The sequence below is a fragment of the Actinosynnema pretiosum genome (assembly GCF_002354875.1).
Lineage (GTDB): Bacteria > Actinomycetota > Actinomycetes > Mycobacteriales > Pseudonocardiaceae > Actinosynnema > Actinosynnema auranticum.
In genome coordinates this window covers 3,434,140-3,452,688 of sequence record NZ_CP023445.1, presented here as the reverse complement: position 1 = coordinate 3,452,688, position 18,549 = coordinate 3,434,140, and the positions used below count along the sequence as shown (strand labels likewise).

The window sequence follows — 18,549 nt, the reverse complement described above, 5'->3', positions numbered from 1 at the left end:
GAACCCGGCGGCGCGCCCGAGAGCGCCCCGCCGGGTTCCGCGAACCCGCCCCTCAGAGGGTCGCCGCGTACGGGTCCCAGTCCTCGGGGAGGGTGGGCGGCACGGCGAACGTGCTGGCGACCTCCACCGTGCGGCCGGACTCGACCGACTCGGCGATCGCGAGCATCGCGTCCAGCACGTGCGCGGCCAGCTCGCCGGAGGCCCGCTCCGGCACACCCGCGCGGATGGCCCGCGCCAGCTCCAGCGCGCCCGTCCCCCGGCCGGCCAGCGCGCCGACCGGTTCCAGGTCCTCCTTCTCCGCGCCCGGCACGTGCAGCGCGGTGACGCCGTCGAACCGGTTCGGGTCGGGCAGCACCAGGGTGCCCGCCGTGCCGCTGACCTCGACGAACCCGGTGCGCACGAGCGCGGAGTCGAAGCTGAGCACGAGCTGCGCGCTGCCGCCGCCCTCGAAGGACACCAGCGCGGACACCGACGTCGGGACGGTCACCTCGAACTCGGTGCCCGCCCTCGGGCCGGAGCCGATCACGCGGGTCTCGCGCGCCCGGCCGCCCGCCGCCGTGACGTGGTCGATCGGGCCGAACACGGTGGCCAGCGAGGTCAGGTAGTACGGCCCCATGTCCAGCAGCGGGCCGCCGCCGGTCTGGAACAGGAACTCCGGGGCCGGGTGCCAGCTCTCCGGGCCCGGCGTCTGGAACAGGGCGAGCGCGGAGCGCGGCTGGCCGATGCGACCGGCGTCGATGGCGCGGCGCGCGGTCTGCAGGCCGGGGCCGAGGACGGTGTCGGGCGCGCAGGCCACCCGCAGCCCGGCGTCGCGGGCCTTGGCCAGCAGCAGCTCGGCGCTGCCCCGGTCCAGGCCCAGGGGCTTCTCGGACCAGACGTGCTTGCCCGCGTCCAGCGCGGCCATGCCGACGGGGACGTGCGCGGCGGGGATGGTCAGGTTGACGACCAGCTCCACCTCGGAGTCGGCGAGCAGCTGCTCGACGGTGCCGGAGCGCTCGACGCCGTGCTTGGCGGCCTGGGCGGCGGCGCGCTCGGGGTCGAGGTCGGCGACCGCGACGACGCGGGTGTCGGCGAACGCGGTCAGGTTCTCCAGGTAGGTGTCGCTGATGGTGCCCGCGCCGATGACGCCGACGCCGACGGGTCCGGTGCTCACTTGGCGTCCTCCAGGGTGAGCAGGAACGCGCGGCTGGCGGCGATGCCCTCGAACAGGTCGCCGCTGTAGGCGTCGAACTCGACCACGCGCAGGGCGTTCGGGGCGGAGGCGAGCACGTCGGCCACGGGCACGCTGCCCTGGCCTGCGGGGACCTGGCCGGTGGCGTCGGTGGCCAGGCCGCCGTCCTTGACGTGCAGGGCGACGACGCGCTCGCCGAGGCGGCGCAGCAGGGCCGGGGCGTCCTCGCCACCGGCGGCGGCCCAGTAGGTGTCGACCTCCAGGACCACGTCGGGGGTCAGGTGGTCGGTCAGGACCTCCAGCGCGGCGCGGCCGTCGACGCGGTTGGCCAGCTCCCACCAGTGGTTGTGGTAGCCGACGGTGAGGCCGTGGCCCTTGGCGGCCTCGGCGGCGGCGTTGAGCGCGTCGGCGGTGGCGGCGATGTCGCCCGCGTCGCGCCACTTCTCGTCGGCGATGAACGGGTCGATGAGGGTGGTCACGCCCAGCTCGGCGGCGGCGTCGAAGACCGGGTTCAGCTCCGCGCCGACGAGGCTGACGTGCGTGGTCGGGGCGGACAGCCCGTGCTGGCGCAGGGCGCGCAGGGCGGAGGCGTTCTCCACCAGCTTGAAGGGCTCCACGTTGGTGAAGCCGATCTCGGCGAGCTTGGCGAGGGTGGCCGACGGGTCTTCGGCGAAGGCGTCGCGCACCGAGTAGAGCTGGACGGAAAGCGTGCTCATCTTCGAGCTCCTGACCTGTGGAGTGGCATATGGGAGCGCTCCCATAGCGTTTTCTACCAGGCGGTCGAAATTGATGCCAGTAGTTTGGCCGGACCAACCCGTGCGGCCGACCGGCCGGGACCGGATGTCGCAGCGGGGACCCACCGGGACGAGGCGCGCGGACGCGCGGTTGCTCCGGATGACCGAAGCGGTCGGCGGGGCGGTGGGCGCGTCCGGGGTGGGCGGACGCGCCGGAGCACTCCCCTCCGGCCGCGCTCGCCGCCCTCCCCGCCCACCTGACCGGAGCACCCGACCAGGTGGGCTCGCCCGACCGCCTAGCTGTCCGCCAGGTCCTCGAGCCCCGCCCGGTCCAAGACCTGCAAGCGCTGGTCCTGCCCCGTTCCGCTGCGCTTCACCAGGCCCTTGCGCTCCAGGTGCCCCAGGGTCTTGCGGAGCTTCTCCGTCACCAGCGAGCCCTTGCCCTTCGCCGCGAACTCGCCCTTCTCCTCCGTGCCCAGGATCGGCGACACGGCCTTCTTCCACGGCCCCACCAGCGCCGCCCGCGGCACCGACGGGGCGTCGCCCGCGACGTCCAGGACGATCTCCGCGAGCACCCGGCCCAGGTCGTCCTGGCCCGACGTGTGCCGCTTGACCAGCTCCTCCACCGTGCTGCGCCCCTCGCCCTCCTTGGTGCTGGGCACGTCCAGCGCGGACAGGCGGTCCCACAGGGCCTCGTCGGCCGCCGTGGGCTTCAGGCCGTCGGACAGGACCGCCTCGCGGTGCGCGGCCACCGCGCCGCCCAGCGCGAGGACCAGGTTGAGCAGCTCGTCGCGCACGTCGTCGCCGCGCAGCCTGCGCGCCGCCGGGGCGATCAGCCGGTGGTGCTCGCGGACGAGCGCCTCGAAGTTGATCGTCTTCTGCACGCGCTCGGCCTCCTCGGCCGTCTCGCGCTGGTACTCCTCCTGGCTGATCTCGCCGTCGCGCGCCCTCGCCCTGGTCTTCGCCCGCGACGCCGACCGGTGCGCCCGCGCCACCGCGATGCGGTCCAGGATGGCCCGCAGCACCCGGTCGGTCTGCTCGACGTTGGTCTCCAGCGCCAGCAGCCGCCACGCCTCGGCGTCACGACTGCGCAGCGCGGCGTTGACGTACTGGTAGGCGGCCTGGTCGTCGTCCGGGCCGTAGGGCAGCGTCACGTGCGGGTCCTCAGGGTGCTCACGGGGGCGGTCGGTCCGCCGGGGTCCTGGGACAAGGGTGCCTGGGAGGTGTTCGGCGCGCCCTGGCGGGGCACCGGAACGCGGCCGGGGGCCGCCCCGGCGCGAACGGCGGGACGGCCCCCCTGGTGAGCGGGGTCAGGAGGTGAACGGGTTCGGCGCGTCGTTGCCGCAGCGGGCGCCCGCCGCCGGGAACGCCCCGCTGACCAGGTAGTCCAGCTTCACCCGCTCGGCGCAGGTGCTGGGGGACAGCATGGTCGAGTGGCCGTGGCCCTCGGTGACGAAGACCCGCGCCCGCGCGAGCTGGGAGGCGCCCGCCCGCGCGCCCGCGAGCGGGGTGGCCGGGTCGTAGCGGTTGTTGATCACCAGGATCTCCGCCGAGGTCCAGCGGTTCCACGGGCCGGTGTAGCGGTTCGCGTCGCGGGCGGGCCAGTGCGCGCAGCTCATCATGTCCAGCACGCCGATCCGGCCGAAGTGCGGCACCCGCCGGTCCTCCGAGGCGGCGTGCGCGCGGTACACCGACTCGTCGGTCGGGAAGTCGCTGTCCACGCACTGGATCGCGTTGAACGCCTCGGTGCGGTTCGACGTGTACAGCTCGCGCGGGGCGGCGGTGGCGGTGGCCGCGCGCGCGGCGGCGGATTCGGCCTGCACCGCCTCGTGGAGGCTCTGGAGCAGCGCGGCGATGTCCGGCCAGCCGCTGAGCGCCGACAGGTCGCCCGCCGTGGTGAAGATCGCCGACCGGGTCCACGTCTGCGGGCCGTCCTCGCCCCGGACGGTGATGGGGCCGCGCTCGGCGCGCGCCATGACCGCCTCCCACTTGGCCCTCGGGTCGCCCCCGCCGAACGCGCAGGCGTCACCGGCCTCCGCGCACAGCCGCAGGAACTCGTCGAACGTCTCGGCGATCGCGTCCGACACGCCCTGCCTGGTGTCCAGCGGGACCGTCGTGCCCTGGTCGCCGTGGCCGGTGACGTTGCCGACGAAGTCCATGGAGCCGTCGAAGACCATCGCGCGGACCCGGTCCGGGAAGAGGTTCGCGTAGATCGCGCCGAGCTGGGTGCCGTACGAGATGCCGTGGTAGGTCAGCTTGTCCTCGCCGAGCGCCTGCCGCAGCCGGTCCAGGTCGCGGGCGGTGTTCGCGGACGACACGTGCTCCAGGAGGTCGCCCGCCTCCTCGCCGCAGCGCTCGGCGAAGTCGCGGGACGCCGCGAAGAACGCGGGCTCGCCGCTCGGGTCGCCGGGCAGCTCGGGCATCGCCCCCAGGTATGCCTGCTGCTCGGCGAGGGTGTCGAAGCAGCGCACGGCGGTGCTCGTGCCGATGCCGCGCGGGTCCCAGGACACCACGTCGAACCTGGCCCGCAGCTCCGCCGAGAACAGCCACGGCCACCGGCCGCGCTCGCGCATCCGCTGCACCCCGGACGCGCCGGGACCGCCGAAGTTCACGAACAGGGTGCCCACGCGCTGGGCCTTGTCGGTGGCGGGCAGCTTGATGACCGCCAGGTCGACCGTGGCGCCAGGGGCGTTGGTGTAGTCCATCGGGACTTCCAGCGTGGCGCACTGGAAGCCGTCCTGGCAGGCGCTCCAGGTGAGCCTGCCGCCGCTGCCGGGATCGGCCGCGGCGGTGGTGGCGGTGACGGCGGTGACGGCGGGCAGCGCGAGCAGCGCGGCCAGCGCGAGGCCCGCCGCCCGGCGCGGTCGACGGGCAGGCCCGGTGACGGGCTTTCGGTTCGGTGATTCCCCCGGTGAAGTTCTCACCACTGGTTCATACGGCGCGCGGGCGCCGGTGCTCACCGGGTGCGGGCGCGGGGTTTCGGGGTGCCGCACGCGGTGGCTGCGGGACGCGCCACCGGGCTGCGTCACCGGGCTGCGTCACCGGGCCGGGCGGCCGTCGCCGCGCGGTGCGAGCCCGTGCCGGTTCGCGTACACGGCGGCCTGCACGCGGTCGCGCAGGTCCAGCTTGCGCAGCACCCGCGACACGTGCGTCTTCACCGTCTCCTCCCCCACGTGCAGCCGCGCCGCGATCTCCGAGTTCGCCGCCCCCGTCCCCACCAGGACCAGCACCTCCCGCTCGCGCGCGGTCAGCAGCTCCAGCCCCGGCGCGCTCGGGGCGGGCCGCAGCGCCTGCGCGAACCGGCTCGCCAGGCGGCGGGTGACCGCCGGGTCGATCAGCGCGTCGCCGCGCGCCACGACCCGGATCGCGGCCACCAGCTCGTGCGCGGGGGTGCTCTTGAGCAGGAACCCGCTCGCGCCCAGGTCCAGCGCGCGGTGCACGTACCCGTCGTCGTCGTAGGTGGTCAGCAGCAGCACCCTGGTGGCCGCCCCTGCCGCCAGGATCGCGGCCGTGGCCTCCAGGCCGTCCAGCTTGGGCATCCGCACGTCCAGCACGGCCACGTCCGGCCCGAGCGCCAGCACCCGGTCCACCGCGTCCCGCCCGTTGCCGACGTCGGCCACGCACACCAGGTCGTCCTGCGTCTCCACCGCGGCCCGGAAGCCGCTGCGGAAGAACGCGTGGTCGTCGGCCAGCAGCACGCTGATCGTCACGGGGTCGCCTCCAGGGGGAACGTCGCGGTGGCGCGCCACGAGCCGCCGTCGGGCCCGCACACCACGCCGCCGCCGAACAGCGCCGCGCGGTGCCGCACCCCGTCCAGCTCCCGGCGGCTGCCGTGCGCGGGCGGGCCGGGTCGCACGCCGTTGGCCACGGACACCACCAGCTCGGCGGCGCTCTGGGTGATCCGCAGCTCGACCCGCTCGCCGTCGCCGTGCCGCAGCGCGTTGGTGAGCAGCTCCTGCGCGACCCGGTAGGCGGCCACGTCCAGCGATCCGGGCAACCGGTCCGGCCGCAGGGCCTCGGTGCTCACCTCGACCGGCACGCCGGCCGCCCGCACCCCGTCGACCAGGTCGTCGAGCCCGGACAGGCCCGGCTGGCGGGTGCTGTCGCGGGTCGCGCCGTGCAGCACGTCCAGCATCCGCCGCAGGTCGGCCAGCGCCGCGTGCCCGGAGCGCTCGACCTGGCCGAGGGCGGCGTCGAGCTTGGGGTCGCCGCCCTGCCCGGTGGACCGCAGCCCGGCCGGCCGCAGCCCGGCAGGCCGCAGCCCGGCGAGCCGCAGCCTGGCCGCGCCCGCGTGCACGCCGATGGCGCTGACGTGGTGCGAGATCGTGTCGTGCAGGTCGCGGGCCAGCGCGCCGCGCTCCTCGGCGAGCGCGCGGGCCACCTGCTCCTCGGCGTCGCGCCGCTTGCGCTTGACCTCCTCCAGGAACGCGATCCTGGAGGAGGTGTAGCGGCCGGCGAGCCACGGCAGCAGCGCGTTGGTCAGCGCCTCGACGGCCAGCACGGCGACCGCGTCCGGCTGCGGGGGCACGGCGGTCCACCGCGCCCCCAGCACCCCCAGCACCAGCGCGCCCAGCGCCACCCACGCCCACCGGCCGCGCAGCCACGCCCCGGCGAGGTAGCCTGCGGCGACCAGGCCGGTGGCGTTGCCGACCCGGCCGTCGACGCCGACGTCCGGACCGCCCAGAAGCACCGCGGTGCCGATGCGGGCGGCGGCCTGCGCCAGCGTGACGGCGCCGGTGAAGCGGGCGGGCAGGGCGAGCGCGAGGTCCGCCAGTGCCACGACGACCAGCGCCGCCCAGAAGCTGGCGGGCGGGGCGCTGGGGGACCGCGCGGCGAGCTCGTCGAACACCAGCAGGGCGCTGACGTCGCCGATCACGCAGACCAGGGCGATCAGCCAGGAGTTCCGCGCCACGCCACTCCTCCTCCACTGCACCGGCGCACACGATAGAGCGAACCGGTGGCGCTCATCGCGCCGCGTAGAACTCCAGGACCCGGACCATGCCGCCCTCGCTGACCGACGGCGTGTGCCCGGCGCCCTGGATCTCGACCACCTCGGCGTTCGGGAACTGCGCGGCGGCCTGCCTGCCCGCCTCGACGGGGGTGTTGGCGTCCAGGTCGCCGCTGAGGACGAGCACGGGGGCGTTCGGCATCGGCGCTCCGGCCTCGAACGGGGTGCCCTGGCTCGGGGCGTGCGGCCACTTCAGGCAGGCGCCGGAGTCGTAGGAGCCCCTGGTGCTCCAGGCCCGCGCGGAGAACGGGGCGAAGTCGGCGTCGTCCAGCGCGGCCAGGCCGCGCTCGTGGGCGGCTTCGCGGTCGTCGTCGCCGCCGGCGAAGGCCTCCGGGTAGTCGTGGCAGCTGACCGCCCAGTCGGCGGCGACCGCGTAGGCCCGCACGCCCGCGGCGGCGGTGGCGACCTCGGTGGTGAGGTAGCGGCTGACGAGGGCCCGGATCGGGGCCAGGTCACCGGTGCGCGCGGCGGACGCGGCGGCGGCCACGCCCACCTGGAGCTCGGGGTCGGGGGTGCTGGAGAACGCCTTGCCGACCGCGCCCGCGAGCTGCCACTCGTCCAGGGGGACCTGCTGCTTCACGCCGTTGACCTCGACGTCCACCGTGGACGGGGTGGCGCGCAGGGTGGTCGCCAGCGCGGCGAGGTCGGCGAGGGCGGTGGGGCCGTCGCACCGCCGGGTGCGCTCGCAGACCAGGGTGATCGCGCGGCGCAGGGCGGCGGCGCCCATCGCGCCCTCGGTGCGCTCGGTGACCGAGTAGGCGCCGGACAGGACGGCGGACGCGGTGCGCTCGGGGTGGCGCTGGGCGTAGGTGGCCATCAGGAACGTGCCGTAGGAGTCGCCGAACAGGTCCAGCTCGTCGATGCCCAGTCCGGCGCGGATGTCGTCGATGTCGTCGGCGACGGCGGTGGTGCTGTGCTGCGCGGAGCGGTCGCCGAGCTGCTCGCCGCACTCGCCGATGGCGGCGCGGCGCTCGTCCAGGCCTGCCAGCGCGAGGGCGGGGTCGGCGAGCGCGTCGCAGGTCAGGGGCGTGGAGCGGCCGGTGCCGCGCGGGTCGACCAGGAGCAGGTCGCGGCGGTCGAGCACGGGGGCCAGGCCCTGGGCGTAGAGGGGGCCCGCGAAGTCGATGGTGGAGGTGCCGGGGCCGCCGGGATTGGGGACGATCGTGCCGAGCGGCGGCTGGGACCGGTCGGTGCGCGGCACTCGGGCGAACGCGACGGTGGTGGTGCCCGCGCCGGGGTTGGCGCGGTCGAGCGGGACGGTGATGGTCCCGCACTCGGCGGTGGGCAGGTCCGGCAGGTCGGTGCAGGGGGTCAGGGCGAGCGGCTGGACCTGGGGGCTCGGTGGGGGCTGGGCGGCCTCGGGGGCGTCGTCGCAGGCGGTGGTCAGCGCGGTCGCCGCCAGTGCGGTGACGGTGGCGGCGAGGAGGCGAGAGCGCACTGGGTTCTCCGTGGGTGGGCTGGTTGATCCGGCGCCGATGACGTTAGGAATCGCGGAGCCCCGGAACGTCCCCCCGCACCGCGAACCCGCGTCCCTCCCGAGGGGGACGCGCGGTGGACCCCGGGGGGTGGTCCCGGTCGTACCTTTGGTGGCGTGAACAGCGATGACGCGGACGTGCCGAACCCGTTGACCGGGCTGTCCCCCGAGCGGCTCCGGGCGCGCACGAGCGAGAAGTGGCGCACCTTCCCCGACGACGTGCTGCCGGTGTTCGTGGCGGAGATGGACGTCGACCTCGCGGAGCCGGTCGTGCGGGCGGTCACCGACGCCGTCGCGCTCGGCGACACCGGGTACCCGGCGGGCGGGGCGTACGCCGAGGCGCTGGACGGGTTCGCCCGCGAGCGGTGGGGGTGGGCCGGGGTGGTGGCCGGGCGGGTGTCGCCGGTCGCCGACGTGATGCGCGGGGTGCTGGAGGTGCTCGACGTGGTCTCGTCGGCCTCGGACGCCGTGGTGGTCAACAGTCCCGTCTACCCGCCTTTCTTCCAGTTCGTCGCGCACACCGGCAGGCGGGTGGTGGAGGCGCCGCTGGGGGCGGACGGGCGGATCGGGTTCGCGGCGCTGGAGGAGGCGTTCCGGGTGGCGGGCGCGCACGGGTCGAGGCCGGTGTTCCTGCTGTGCAACCCGCACAACCCGACCGGGGCGGTGCACCGGGCCGACGAGCTGGCCGAGGTGGCGGCGCTGGCCGGGCGGTTCGGGGTGCGGGTGGTGTCGGACGAGATCCACGCGCCGCTGGTGCTGCCGGGGGCGCGGTTCACGCCTTACCTGAGCGTGCCGGGGGCGGAGCGGGGGTTCGCGGTGCTGTCGGCGTCGAAGGCGTGGAACCTGGCCGGGCTGAAGGCGGCGGTGGTGGTGGCCGGGGAGGGCGCGGAGGAGGAGCTGGGGCGGTTCCCCGAGTGGGTCGAGGAGGGGCCCAGCCACCTCGGGGTGATCGCGCACGCCGCCGCGCTGCGGGAGGGCGGGGCGTGGCTGGACGCGCTGCTGGCGGGCCTGGCCGCGAACCGGCGGCTGCTGGCGGACCTGCTGGCCGAGGAGCTGCCGCGGGTGCGGTACGCGCCGGGCGAGGGCACCTACCTGGCGTGGCTGGACTGCCGGGCGCTCGGCCTGGGCGACGACCCGGCGGCGGCGTTCCTGGAACGCGGCCGGGTGGCGCTCACGCCGGGACCGGGCTTCGGCACGGGCGGAGCGGGCCACGCCCGGCTGAACCTGGCCACGTCACCGGAGCTGCTCACCGAAGCGGTCCGGCGGATGGGGGCGGCGGTTCGGGCGGGTTGAGCGGGGGGCGGCGGCGGCCGTGGGCAGCCTGAACGGGAGGCGGCAGTGGTGCGGGCACGCTGCGGGGAGCGGCGGTGCGAGCACCCTGAACCGGGCAGTGGTGCGGACGCCTCGACGGGGGCGGTGGTGCGGGGGCGGTCGCGCCCAGTCCCGCAAACGCGCCTGCACCGGACTCGCCGCCCTGCACCTGCCCCCGCCCGGCACGCCAGCACTACCGGACACACCCGCGCAGCGCCCACCCCCTGCCCCACTCACCCCGCTCCCCCTCCCCCCGCTCCGCCGTCATCACGATCAGCTCGTCCAGCAGCTCCGACACCGTCACCGGGTCCAGTTCGCCGAACGCGTCCACCCCCTGCAGCGTCACCGACCGGAACCCCTCGCCGTGCCAGGTGTGCCACTCCTCGGAGCCCAAGCCGTGGTCCAGCTCGACGTTCACCACTCCCCCGCCCGGCAGCGGGCGGTGCAGGGTCGAGATGATGCCCGCGTCCAGGGGTGGTCCCAGTTCCCAGCGGCGCTTGCGCAGGGCGGGCAGGGTCGTGGTGATCACCGCGCCGACGAAGCGGTCCAGCGAGCGCGCGCCTGCCTCCCCCTCGGCGAGCGCGCGGACCGGTCGGTCCAGCTGCGCGAACGGTTGCAGGATGGTGTAGTCCTCGAACAGCCCGCGCCACTCCGCGACCTCGTCGCCCAGGTGCACCGGGTGCGCCACGCCCACCCGCGCGTCGTCGGGCAGGTCCACGGCCTCGTCGCGCGCGTCCGCGAACCCCCGGTCCTCCGCGACCCGGAACGCCCCGCCGCCGTCGACCACCCACACCAGCCGCCGCACCAGGTGCACCACCAGCGGGTGCCCGACCAGGAAGTCGCGGAACTCCGCCGCGCTCCACCGCCTCCCCTCCACCATCGCCGCCTCCAGGCGGGCGATCTGGAGCGACGCCACCGTCCGCACGTCCTTCTTCAGCTGCCCGAACCGCTTGCTCGCCGCGGGCGCCAGCTCCGGGTCGTCCTTCGCGCCGGGCTTGGGCAGCGACTTGAGCCGCTTGCCCGCCTCGTCCAGCACGAACGGGCGCAGCGACTCGTCGAAGCCCACGGTGAACCGGCGCGGCCCGTAGTCCAGGACCAGCGCGGACTCCTCGTCCAGGCCGAACGCGGGGACGAGCCGGTCGGCCAGCTGCTCGCCGGTCAGCCCGAGGTCCTCGGCGATCTCCGCGACCTTGCCCTCGGCGCGCGCCTTGAGGCCGGCGAACTTCACGCGCTGCGCGACGCCGTTGAGCGCGATCAGGGCGGTGTCGGTGCCGATCCTGGCCAGCACGTCGAGCCCGCGCACGGCGTTGTGGTGCTGCGACTGCCCCGGCCACGCCCGGATCAGCGGTTCCAGGCGCGGCACCACGCGGTCGTCGCCGAGCACGCCCAGCGCGGTCAGCGCCCAGGAGTCCTTGGCGGGCATGGCGTCCAGCTCCCAGAGCTCGAACACCGCCCACGCGAACTCCACCAGGGACGTCGGGTCGCACAGCTCCCGCAGCGCGTCCAGCCCGGCGTAGTGGGTGTCGGGGCCGGTCATGGCGAGCATGGCGGTCACGTGCCGCACCGCCCCGTCGGGCAGCGCGCGGCCGTCGCGCAGCAGCAGCCGGGGCAGGGCCGTCACCTCGCACCACGCTCCGGGCACGGGCGGCTTGGCGGGCACGAGGTCCAGCGGGTCGACGGCCAGCAGCGCCTCCACGGCCGCGACGGCCTCGGGGGTGTGCTCAGCGGCGGCCGCGCGGGCGTGGTCGGGGTGGCGGCGCAGCACCTCCTCGGCGGCGTCCCTGCGGGCGCCGGGGGCGCCGAGCGCGTCGGGCAGCAGCAGGCGCGCGGCCTGCTCGGGGTGGCGGCGGAGCCAGGCCGCGTACCGGGGGGCGGTGCTCTTGGGCCGCTGCAGGCGGGCCGCGACCAGTCGGGCCACCTCGACGGACTCCAGCGGCAGCAGCGCGTCGGCGTGCTTGGCCTCGGCGTTCACCAGCGTCAGCACGGGCGGGACGGCGTCGACGCCGAAGCGCGCCACCAGGAACATGCCGAACTCGGCCGTGTCCCACCGCTTCGGGTCGAGCACCAGGTCCGGCAGCAGGGGCCGCAGCTCGTCGACCGGACCGGCCGCGAACAGCTCCTGCCTGCGGTGCTCGGGCAGCTCGCCGGCCAGGAACGCCTTCAGCTCCACCGGCCAGTCGCGGGGGCCGGTCGGCAGGAAGCGGGTGGGCGCGCCCCAGCGCTCGCGCTCGCCGTCGCGCCACCGCACGGCCCGGTGGGTCGGCTCGGGCAGCGCGACCACCGGGAGCGCGGCGGGCGCGCGCCCGGCGAACCAGGGCGGGTCGACCAGGAACGGCGGCAGGTCGGCCGGGTCCGCGACGGGCGTGGCGGCGTGCTCGGCGAGCACCCGCTCGGCGATCCGGGCCGCCGGTCCCGGCAGGTCGGCGCGGGCGGCGAGGTCGTGGTGGCGCCGCAGGTGCCCCTCCAGCAGGTCGGTGTGCGGGGAGGCGGCGAGCCGGTCGAGCAGCAGCTCGGGGTGCTTGCGGCCCAGCTCCAGCAGGGCGGGCCCGACCCGCTTGACGTCCCGGTGCTCCAGGAGGGCGTCGACCACGGCCGGGGTGGTGAACTGCCGGAAGACCTCGATGACCCGGTCGAACACGAACGACTCCGGCCCCGTGCCCAGCAGCCCGGCCAGCTCCGGGGCGAAGTCGGGGCCGATCGCGTCGGCGAGGGTGGCGCTGATCCAGGGGTACTGGAGGAGGAAGCGGGGCGCGCCCGCGTCGAGCACGGCGCGCAGCTGGTCGAGGGTCCCGACCGAGTGCAGCAGCCGGGTCCACTGGCTGCCCCGGTGGGCGGCCAGCGCGGTGATCGCCTCGTCGACCCAGTCCGCCCGCGCGGGCACGAGGTAGGCCGAGGCCGCCTTGGCGCGCTCGGTGGCGCGGCGCTCGGACAGCGCGGCCTCGGCGAGCGCGTGGTCGGCGTCCGGCGCGGTGGCGAGCAGCCCACGGGCGCGCTCGGGGAACGCCTCGCCGTGCCAGCGCAGCGGCTTGCGGTCGTGCAGCGGGCCGCTGTGGCCGGAGTCGTCCACGCCGAGGCGGATCAGCGCGGCGGTCTCGTCGCCGTAGCGGGTCGCCACGGCGGCCAGGTCGCAGGACTCCAGCGCCGCGCAGGCCGCGAACGCGAGCCCGTGGTCGCGGACCCAGGCGTCGACCACGTGCGCCTGCTCGCCGTCGGCGGCCAGCGCGGCCACCGCCGCCGCGCCGACCGGGTTCGACGCGCCGTCGAGGTGCTCCCTGGCAGCGCGCACGAGCGCCGGGTCGCTGCCGGGGTGCGCGAAGGCTCCCTCGGCGCGCTCCAGCGCGGTCGCCAGCATCGCCCTGCCCCCGGCCGCGCTCGCCCCGGTGACCTCGGCCCGGCTGGGCACGCCGCCGCCCCGGCGCGGGTGGACGTGCTTCCACCACGACCTGGGGACGGCGAACGCCTGCTGCTGGGGCGGGTTGCCCGGTTGTGCCACGTGCTCCTCCTCGGCGAGAGCTGACGGGAGGGACGCTAGCGAGGGGGTCCGACAAGAACGCGGGGGTTCAGGTTTCCCCTTCCGGGTGATTCGGGGAGGGGTCCGCGCTTCGGGGGTTCGGGGGTGGCCCTCCTCGTCCGTCCACAGTGGCCGGAGCCCGTCAATCCACCGGTGGCACGAGAGCGCGCGGGCCGACCGGAGCACCGGGGGCCGCGCGGGTTCGGCCCGGTGCAGCAGCGGGCTCGGCCCGTTGGGGCAGGGGCCCACCGGGGAGGCGCCCAGGCGTTGGCGCGCAAGGGTTTTGTTACCCAGAGCACGTCGTGCACCCGCGGGTCGGCGGCGGGCGTGCAAGGCGACGTGAGACCACTCCACCGCCTAGCGGTCGCCGCGGTCACCGTCGCCGCGACCGCCGCACCCGTCCCCGCCGCGCTCGCGGCGCCCGCCGAACCCGCCTCCCCGACCACCGACGAGACCCGGCGCGTCACGCTGATCACCGGCGACGTCGTCACCGCCACCCGGCACGGCTCCGCGTGGAGCCTGGAGACCGCGCTGGCCCCGGACCGGGGGCACCTGCGGTTCCACGAGTACGAGCGGGGCGGCGACCGGTACGTGCTGCCGGACGACGCCGCCGCGCAGGTCGCCTCCGGGCGGCTGGACGTCGAGCTGTTCAACGTCACCGGCCTGATCCGGCAGGGCTACGACGACGCGGGCGTCGACGCCACGCCGCTGCTGGTGCGCGGTCCGGCCGCCGAGTCCTCGATCGCCGACGCCGGGCAGGTCCTGCCCTCGATCGGGGCTCGGGTGGCCGACGTGCCCAAGTCCGGCACCGGGGCCTACTGGGCCGAGCTGTCCGCGCCGCGCGCCGCGGACGCGGGCCAGACCGAGGTCTGGCTCAACGGCAGGGTCCGGGCCGCGCTCGACCGCACCGTGCGGCAGATCGGCGCGCCCGCCGCGCACGAGGCCGGGCTGACCGGCGAGGGCGTGCGGGTCGCCGTCCTGGACACCGGCTACGACCCTGGGCACCCGGACCTGGCGGGCCGGGTGTCGCAGGCGCGGGACTTCACCGCCAAGGGCTCCCCCACCGACGGCGACGGGCACGGCACGCACGTCGCCTCCACGATCGGCGGCAGCGGCGCGGCCTCGGGCGGCAGGTACCGGGGCGTGGCCCCCGAGGCCGACCTGGTCGTCGGCAAGGTGCTCGACGACGGGGGCTGGGGCACCGACGCCGGGATCATCGCGGGCATGGAGTGGGCCGCCCGCGAGGCGGGCGCCGACGTGATCAACATGAGCCTCGGCGGCGGGCCGACGGACGGCGCCGACCCGATGGCGCTGGCCGTGGACGCGCTGACCGCCGAGACCGGCGCGCTGTTCGTGATCGCGGCGGGCAACTCCGGGAGCGACGAGTCCGTCGGCTCGCCCGCGACCGCCGACTCGGCGCTGGCCGTGGGCAGCGTGGAGAAGGACGACTCGCTGTCCGGGTTCTCCAGCCGGGGGCCGCGCACCGGCCGGTACGCCACCAAGCCCGAGATCGCCGCGCCCGGCGGCGCGGTCGTCGCGGCCGAGGCGGGCACCGGCGGTTACCGGAGCATGTCCGGCACGTCGATGGCGGCGCCGCACGTGGCGGGCGCGGCGGCGCTCCTCGCCCAGCGGCGCCCGGACTGGACGGCGGGGCAGCTCAAGCCCGCGCTGGTGTCCACCTCGGCGGACGTGCGGGCGAGCGCGCTGGCGGTCGGCGGCGGTCGCGTGGACGTGGCGCGCGCGGTCACCTCGGAGGTGCACGCGACCACCTCGGCGGTGGACTTCCACTTCCCCTGGCTGGAGACCGCCGCGCGGGGCATCCCGGTGACCTACCGCAACAGCGGCGACCAGCCGGTGGCGCTGGCGCTGTCGCTGGAGCTGACCGGGGCGGCGCTGTCGGCCACGTCCCTGGTGGTGCCCGCCGGTGGCGCCGCGTCGGTGGAGGTCCTGGGCACGCCCAGGTCCGCCGCTGCGGGCTCGCACGGCGGGGTGCTGACCGCGTCCGCCGACGGGGTCGCGCTGCGCACCCCGGTGCTGGTGCGGCAGGAGCCCGAGCAGTACGACGTGACCCTGGAGGTGCTGGACCGCGACGGGCGGCCCGCGCAGCTGAACCCGGAGCTGCACCCGGCGGCGACCGCGGTCGACCTGGCGACCGGGACGATCACCCGGCTGGAGGCGGGCGGGGCGACGAGGCTGACCGCGGGGCGGTACGCGCTGTACGCCCGCGTGCTGACCGCGCGGGGCCCGGTCACCGAGAGCACCGTGCTGGCCGTCCCGGAGCTGGTGGTGAGCGGGAACGTCGACGTGGCGCTGGACGCGCGCGACGGCGAGCGGGTCGAGGTCGGCGTGGACGACCCGAGGGCGCGCGGCGGCCTGTGGGACGACGCGGTGGTCGCCTGGGCGGACGGCGGCTCCCCGGTCTGGTACCGGGGTGGCGGCGACGCGGCGCTCGACCGGTTCTACGCGCACAGCTACGGCCAGGGCGACTCCGTCGGGTACATCGCGGGGGTCGAGCTGGCGGAGCAGCCGGTGGAGCTGGCCGTCGACGGGCAGCGGGTGCGCGCGTCCTGGCTCACGGCGGCCGACTGGCGCGGTGTCCGGGGCTACCCGGTCGCGTTCGGCGGCGGCGGGCAGCCGGGCGAGCTGGGCGACGTCGCGGGCAAGCTCGTGGTGCTGGACCTGCCCGACGACCCGTTCGGGCTGCCGGAGGTCGCGGCGCGGATCGAGGCGGTGCGGGACGCGGGCGGCGCGGCGGTCGCGCTGTCGACCTACCTGTTCGGTGACCCGAGCGGGTTCGCGCTGCCGACGGTCCAGCTGGGCGGGCCGTCGGGCGACTGGCTGCTGGACGGGGCTCGGGACGGGTCGGTGACCGGCGCCGAGCTGACCTCGCGGGACGCTCCCGACGAGGTGTTCCAGCTCTCCCACGGCCAGCGCGGCAGGCTGGGCGGCAGCGTCGAGCGGTACGACGTCGACGACCTGGGCTCGGTGTCGCTGTCCTACGGGGCGGGGGTGACCGGCGGCGGCACCTCCAACGCCAAGCCGTTCGACGAGTGGCTGCCGATCGCGGGGGTCAGCTGGGACGCGCTGGGGAACAGCACGCGGACGCACTACGTGACACCGGGGACCTGGCGGTTCGGGATCGACTGGGAGCGGTACCAGGAGGTCGCCGTCGCGGCGGGCGAGACGCGGTCGCTGAGCTGGCCGACACCGTGAGGCGGGCCCGCGCCGGGGTGAGCGGCCCCGGCGCGGGGTGAGCGGGGCGGGCGGCCCGGACCACGGGCCGCCCGCCCCCGGCTCAGGCCACCCCCGCCGCGATCAGCTGCGTCCAGACCTCCCCCTGGTCCACCACGGCCACGCCCAGCTTCTCCGCCTTCGCGGTCTTGCCCGCGCCCACCTCGGCCCCGGTGATGAGCATGTCCGTGTTCGCCGACACCGAGGACGCCGTGGTCGCGCCCGCCTTCTCGCACAGGCGCTGGAACGCGGGCCTGGCCACCTTCTCGCCCGACCTCGGGTCGCTGATCGCCCCCGTGATCACCACGGTCTTGCCCGCCAGCGGCGCGTCCGAGGCGACCACCGGGGGCAGGTCCTCGTCGCGCACGTCCAGGGACACGCCCCGCGCGCGCAGGCGGGCCAGCTCGGGGCGGAGCCTGGCCAGGTGCTCGGTCAGCGACGCGGCGACCTTCGGGCCGATGTCCTCGACCTCCACCAGGCGCTCCTCGCCCGCGTCCGCGACCTCCTCCAGCGAGCCGAACCCCGCGCGGCACAGGCGGGTCGCGGTGCCCTCGGAGGCCATCGGCACGGCGAAGCCGATCAGCGCCCTGCGCAGGCCGACGGCGCGGCTGGCGGCGATCGACTCGATCATGCGGGTGGCCGAGGTCTCGCCGACCCGCTCGAACTCCAGCAGCTGCTCCTTCGTGAGCCGGTAGAAGTCCGAGGGGTGCTCCAGCAGCCCGGCCTCGGCGAACCGCTCGATCCACACCGGACCGATCGCGTCGATGTCGGCGGCGGCGCGCGAGGCCCAGTGGATCAGCCTGCGGACCGTCTGCGCCGCGCAGGACACGTTGGTGCAGAACAGCTCCCGGCTGTTGCCCTGCTCGGTGAGCGCCTGCCCGCACGACGGGCACGCCGACGGCGGCACGATCTCGCGCTCCTGGCCGGTGCGCCCCGCCGCGTCCAGCACGCCCGCCACGAACGGGATCACGTCGCCCGCGCGGCGCACCAGCACCGTGTCGCCGACCATGACGCCGCGCGCCTTGATGACCTCCTGGTTGGCCAAGGTCGCCCTGGTGACCGTGGTGCCGCCGACGAACACCGGCTCCAGGTGCGCCACCGGGACGACCTTGCCGGTCTTGCCGACGTCCCAGACCACGTCCACCAGCAGCGTGGTCTTCTCCTCGGCGGCGAACTTGAACGCCAGCGCCCCGCGCGGCGAGTTCGAGCGCGTCCCGGCGGCGGCGTAGGCGCGGCGGTCGGCCAGCCGCAGCACGGCCCCGTCCAGGTCGTAGTCCAGGTCGGCCCGGCCGGTCTCGATCCCGGTGATCACCCGCTGGGCGGCCTCGGCGTCGGCGGCGTGGCGCATGTCGGCCGGGGTGAAGCCGAGCGCGCGCAGGCCCTCCTCCAGGTCCGCGCCCAGCTCGGCGCCCGCCTCCGCGTCGGTGTCCAGCTCGAACGCCAGGAACCGCAGCCTGCGCCCGGCGACCGTGGCCGGGTCCTTGGCGCGCAGGGTGCCCGCCGCCGCGTTGCGCGGGTTGATCAGCGGCTTGTCCGGGTGCGCCTCGTTGTAGGCGGTGAACGTCGAGCGCAGCATGACCGCCTCGCCGCGCACCTCGACCCGGCCCGGCGCGGGCACGCGGGTGGGCACGCCGTCGGCCAGCGCGCGCACCAGCGGGGTCACGTCGTCGCCGGTCGTGCCGTCGCCCCTGGTGACCGCGCGCAGCAGCGCGCCGCCCTCGTAGACCAGGGAGAGGGAGAGGCCGTCGAGCTTCGGCATGACGACGACCGGCTGGCCGGGGAAGCGGTCGAGGAACGCCGCGACCTGCTCGGGCTGGGTGGCCTTCTCCAGCGACAGCATGGGCCGCGCGTGCCGCACGGGGGCGTGCAGCACGGCGGGGGCGCCGACCTGGTCGAGCGGGTTGGGGTCGGGGGTCAGCTCGGGGTTGGCGGCGATCAGGGACCGCAGCTCGTCCTCGATCGCGTCGTACTCCGCGTCGGCGACCAGCGGCGAGCCGCTGTAGTAGGCGTCGCGCAGGCTGACGACTCGGTCGGCGAGGTCGCGGATGCGCTCTTCGGCGTTCACGGTCGGGACGCTACCGAGGAGCACCGACAATTCCCGGTGATCGG

11 protein-coding genes are annotated in these 18,549 nt (G+C 76.1%); 2 read left to right on the top strand and 9 right to left on the bottom strand.

Translation table 11 applies throughout. The features are described from left to right. Positions 1 to 52: 52 nt before the first annotated feature. The 7 genes from CNX65_RS14970 to CNX65_RS14940 form a co-directional block, all read right to left on the bottom strand. Complete coding sequence (locus tag CNX65_RS14970; RefSeq protein WP_096493573.1) at positions 53 to 1,153, bottom strand: Gfo/Idh/MocA family protein; 1,101 nt, start codon at positions 1,151 to 1,153, stop codon at positions 53 to 55. Beyond that, complete coding sequence (locus CNX65_RS14965) at positions 1,150 to 1,887, bottom strand: sugar phosphate isomerase/epimerase family protein (RefSeq protein ID WP_096493571.1); 738 nt, start codon at positions 1,885 to 1,887, stop codon at positions 1,150 to 1,152. Before CNX65_RS14965 ends, CNX65_RS14970 begins: the two co-directional genes overlap by 4 nt. Before the next feature lie 314 nt (positions 1,888 to 2,201). Further along, complete coding sequence (locus CNX65_RS14960) at positions 2,202 to 3,059, bottom strand: hypothetical protein (protein WP_096493569.1); 858 nt, start codon at positions 3,057 to 3,059, stop codon at positions 2,202 to 2,204. Positions 3,060 to 3,215: 156 nt separating this feature from the next. Then, entirely contained in the window at positions 3,216 to 4,829 is a 1,614-nt protein-coding gene (locus CNX65_RS37835; protein WP_096497793.1) for an alpha/beta hydrolase, read from the bottom strand. Positions 4,830 to 4,943: 114 nt separating this feature from the next. Further along, positions 4,944 to 5,615, bottom strand: a complete 672-nt coding sequence (locus tag CNX65_RS14950) for a response regulator (protein ID WP_096493567.1) — start codon at positions 5,613 to 5,615, stop codon at positions 4,944 to 4,946. Further along, positions 5,612 to 6,817, bottom strand: a complete 1,206-nt coding sequence (locus CNX65_RS14945; protein WP_096493565.1) for a sensor histidine kinase — start codon at positions 6,815 to 6,817, stop codon at positions 5,612 to 5,614. Before CNX65_RS14945 ends, CNX65_RS14950 begins: the two co-directional genes overlap by 4 nt. Before the next feature lie 52 nt (positions 6,818 to 6,869). Beyond that, positions 6,870 to 8,351 carry an alpha/beta fold hydrolase gene (locus tag CNX65_RS14940; RefSeq protein ID WP_157767663.1) on the bottom strand — a complete coding sequence of 494 codons (1,482 nt, stop codon included), beginning with the start codon at positions 8,349 to 8,351 and terminating at the stop codon, positions 6,870 to 6,872. 153 nt (positions 8,352 to 8,504) lie between these two features. Between CNX65_RS14940 and CNX65_RS14935 the strand changes: the two genes are divergently transcribed. Continuing rightward, positions 8,505 to 9,680: a MalY/PatB family protein gene (locus CNX65_RS14935; protein WP_232519846.1), complete on the top strand. Its 1,176-nt coding sequence runs from the start codon at positions 8,505 to 8,507 to the stop codon at positions 9,678 to 9,680. Positions 9,681 to 9,891: 211 nt separating this feature from the next. Here CNX65_RS14935 and CNX65_RS37830 read toward each other — a convergent pair whose 3' ends face one another. Next, positions 9,892 to 13,191: a DUF4132 domain-containing protein gene (locus CNX65_RS37830; RefSeq protein WP_096493563.1), complete on the bottom strand. Its 3,300-nt coding sequence runs from the start codon at positions 13,189 to 13,191 to the stop codon at positions 9,892 to 9,894. A 357-nt stretch (positions 13,192 to 13,548) separates the two neighbouring features. On the opposite strand from CNX65_RS37830, the gene CNX65_RS14925 reads away from it, so the two are divergent. After that, positions 13,549 to 16,422, top strand: coding sequence for a S8 family serine peptidase (locus CNX65_RS14925; RefSeq protein ID WP_096493561.1), 2,874 nt, complete (start codon positions 13,549 to 13,551; stop codon positions 16,420 to 16,422). Positions 16,423 to 16,504: 82 nt separating this feature from the next. Here CNX65_RS14925 and ligA read toward each other — a convergent pair whose 3' ends face one another. Continuing rightward, on the bottom strand, positions 16,505 to 18,505 hold the full coding sequence (ligA, locus tag CNX65_RS14920; protein WP_096493559.1) for an NAD-dependent DNA ligase LigA: 2,001 nt from the start codon (positions 18,503 to 18,505) through the stop codon (positions 16,505 to 16,507). Between the last annotated feature and the right edge of the window lie 44 nt (positions 18,506 to 18,549).